The sequence below is a fragment of the Vibrio sp. ER1A genome, from assembly GCF_000733315.1.
Taxonomy (GTDB): domain Bacteria; phylum Pseudomonadota; class Gammaproteobacteria; order Enterobacterales; family Vibrionaceae; genus Vibrio; species Vibrio mediterranei.
Genome location: NZ_JPJA01000041.1, coordinates 1 through 3581 on the forward strand (window position 1 = coordinate 1; position 3581 = coordinate 3581).

General features: G+C 37.1%; 1 protein-coding gene and 1 pseudogene. Both read left to right on the forward strand.

Going from position 1 to position 3581, the window contains the following annotated elements; all coding sequences use genetic code 11:
- Positions 1-42: 42 nt before the first annotated feature.
- Positions 43-145: pseudogene (locus tag HW45_RS29880) on the forward strand (IS6 family transposase); the annotation flags it as partial.
- A 692-nt stretch (positions 146-837) separates the two neighbouring features.
- The gene (locus HW45_RS04070) at positions 838-2109 is read left to right on the forward strand and encodes an Ig-like domain-containing protein (protein ID WP_038225024.1); all 1272 of its coding nucleotides are present in this window, start codon (positions 838-840) and stop codon (positions 2107-2109) included.
- The last annotated feature ends 1472 nt before the right edge of the window (positions 2110-3581 follow it).

The window sequence follows — 3581 nt, forward strand, 5'->3', positions numbered from 1 at the left end:
GATTTCGGCAACAAAGCCCATCCGATGTTCTAAGAACGGGATTGTAAATACGTTATCAGCTATCGTGAACTTTAAGAGATACTGAGTGAGCAAGGTGTCAATGTTGACCACTCGACAATCTATCGATGGGTTCAATGGTATGCTTCACTTATTCAAGAACAGCTTAAATAGTATTGGCTTACTTGCCGTGCTCAGGAGTGAGTTCAAAAGTTTATGAGACGTACAAAAAAAGGGTTTACCTCTATCGAGTAGTTGGTGAGCAAGGAAAATTATCTATTTCATTTCCACTACTCGCAATACCGAAGCGTTTTTTAGCGAGGGCTTTAATAGGGCAAAAAGTTAGGAATGCCTAATCGATACGGATAAAGCGCCGGCTTAGGACGTTAAAGACGTTAGGAAAATGCCCAGATGAGGCAGTTCATCGCCAGGGCAAATAGTTGAAACGAGTCTTGGAAAGCTAAACGACTTATCCACCTAGTCCACTTATTAATGTCATGCATATGCTTAAGAGAATTCAATTTCAAATGTGGCAACACGGCTGATGAAAAGCAGGAGAGACCTGTATTAACCATCAGTGCTTTGATGACAGCTTGAGCGCTCCCCCGTGGTTCCATTCACTTATGAAATTCATTTTCAACATAGCCTAATTACGTTATGTATTTGGTTGAAAGGATATACTTTTAACATTTTAAGTATTTTCCTACATATCGAGTATCAATTAGTTAGTACGATCAAAATTTAGGTATAAACGTATATTGTACGCCTCGGCTTACTATGGACCAAGTTCCTGAATGAGCAGCTGGGGCTATTGTTAATGATATTGGTAGGTTTTGTATAGTGGTTGATGTTAATAAGTTAAAAGATATTGAGTTGTCGGGGAAAGGAAAAGTAGGGTCTCAGGTTGAGCTTATTTCATTAACAGACCCATCTGGGTGTGCTGTGCCCGTAGCAGAAATTACTCCGGTTGAAGTGGGTGAATCAGGTAATTGGAGCTTGTTTTTGCCTCAGTTGTCTCTTAAAGGGAATTATAAATGGGCCGTTCAGTGTACGGATATTGCCGGCAACACTGAAATGCTTACAGATACGATCTTGATACTGGAAATCTTGAACGCTAGAGGACAGCGAGTACTTTTAGCGAGTCAATACGACAAACTTGTTGATTATCTAATGGCGTTTAAATATTTATCAATGGACGACTATGTACATGGTTTTGATCTTTTTAGAGCTCGTTATGATGATAATAATAGTATGAAACGCGCTGGTCTGATTTTAAATACGAATTTACTACCAATTCCAAATACAAATCTATTGCAAAAAGAAACGGATGTTTCTAACAAAGCGATACTGATTTCACATGAACAAGGCTTTGGGGATGTGATCAATTTCATTCGTTTTGCACCTATTCTAAAGCAAAAAGGTGCTAAGGCGATTTACATCCATGTCCTCAACCCCCTATGGCGGTTGATGCAGTATAACTACGGCGATATCTGCGAAGTTCCTAAAATAGGCGAAAAAATAGGCATAGACTATCATCTTCCTGTTATGGACTTGCCGTATATCCTAGAAACTCAGGCAAACTCAGTTCCTTATCAATCTGGATATTTAACAGTTGCCCCTCAAGATAGTAGGGCCAGCTTCCAACAGTTTTTTCTAGACAATGAAAAAAGACAGATAGCTATCGTTTGGCGAGGTAATCCTGATCACCGTCAAGATGCTATTCGTTCAATGGAACTTGAGGTGTTTTTGGCTCATCTACCAGTAGAGGCCAAAGAAGCTAATCTCTATTCACTACAGTTTCAACCTACGGAACAAGAAAAAGCAGTTCTTTCGAAGTATGGCATTATTAACCTTGGAAATTCTTTCGAGGATTTTTATGACACTGCATGTGCTATGAAAAACCTTGATGCGCTAATTTCTGTTGATACTTCTGTGGTCCATATTGGCGGTGCAATGAACATCAGGACTTTTGTACTACTTAGTGATGTTTGTGATTGGCGTTGGAGTCCAACCAAATTGACGCAAGAAAATAATTGGTATGAAAGTGTTAGCTGTTGCCGTCAATCGACAACAGGAGATTGGGAAAGTGCTTTTAAGCAGATTACTTTGTAACAAAATCGAAGAGTATTATAAAAACTGAGAACTCGAAGATTGGCAGAGCAGGTGCAAGGTTTATTAGAGAGATCTCTAAGCTTCCAAGAAAATATTTGAAAGATATTAAGAGTATTAACGGCAAACCATTTGATATGGAAGTTACAGATGTAAAGATAAATTAAGGTGTACTAGAGCATAAGCTTTGTTGCTTAAATCGATGGAACCAAATCAAGAAGCTACTATCTGCCCTGCAACACCTATTAATAGTTGTGGCCTAATACCTACCTCGGTATCAAAAAAGTAACTAGAAGTATGACAACAAAGCCTTAATAAAGCATACGTTTTGGATTGATGAATAAGCTATAAGTGAGTGGAAACAGAGTAAACAATAAGATAGGAGATCTCCTATTTTTAGCTAGATATTACAGCTGTCTTATTCCAAAGCATGTTTTTCCATGCCATTGAGTTCGCCGGCTTTTTGTTTCTTTTTTGACTTGTTTAAATTCTGATATCTTCAACGCATTAAAGGGGTATCAACCATAGAGCGAATGAAGTGTCTGTGATGCCTAAGGCACTAATCAAAGGTTCGACTCCGCATCTTATATTGATGCCACTGGTCTGCCGATTTATGGTTGCTAGAAGCGGTCACTCCTAAAAACTACGATGTATTATGTATAGCAGACTGTTAAGTCAGAGAAACTAATTACAATGCGTAACTTTATGAAACCTAAACAATAGTAAAAGGCGTTGAATAAGATGAATTGGCTTAGTGTGAGACATACTTACCGTTTTGGTTGGTGATCAACTGAATTAGGGAGGCCCTACGATAAAAGTAAATAGTGAAAACACGTTAAAAATTTCTGTTTAACTGAGTCAGAGGGAGTTTAAATAAAGTTTTATTTCGAAGCTTTAGTTGAAACCAATGTTAAAAGCGAAATACATTTTAGTCTTAAATTTATAGCTAAAATATGCCAGGACGTTTCAGAGAGAGCTAATCTAATCATCTTCATTGATGAATATGCAACAAACCTAGTTCGAAGTGGTTCGTATTAAATGTCTAAAGCACATACTTTGTAAGAATACAGAATTGTCAATAAAGAAAAAATGACGTATCCATATCTCAAAGGACCATATGACTTATATACACGCAAATAAGATGTTTAGGTAAACACAAAACTATCATCATAAAAGCCTCAAGTCACAGTATAAACCGTATAACTACAAAGATGGTAGATCAAAATTCGAGCCATTAATACTTAGGTGATGTTTACTAACACACTAATTAAGTTACAGGACTTACCCATCAAAATTAACTAGTGGACAACCAAAAAGGTTCGTTATTTGTTCAGTGTTAACAGTACGCTTGAGAATTAGTTAGTCTATAGATTGCAAATTTTAAAGTAGTATTACTAATTCCAATTAGCCATACGGAATTAGTAATATAATTGCTTCCGACTTCCGCTATATGAAATGTAATAGCTAAGTATAGT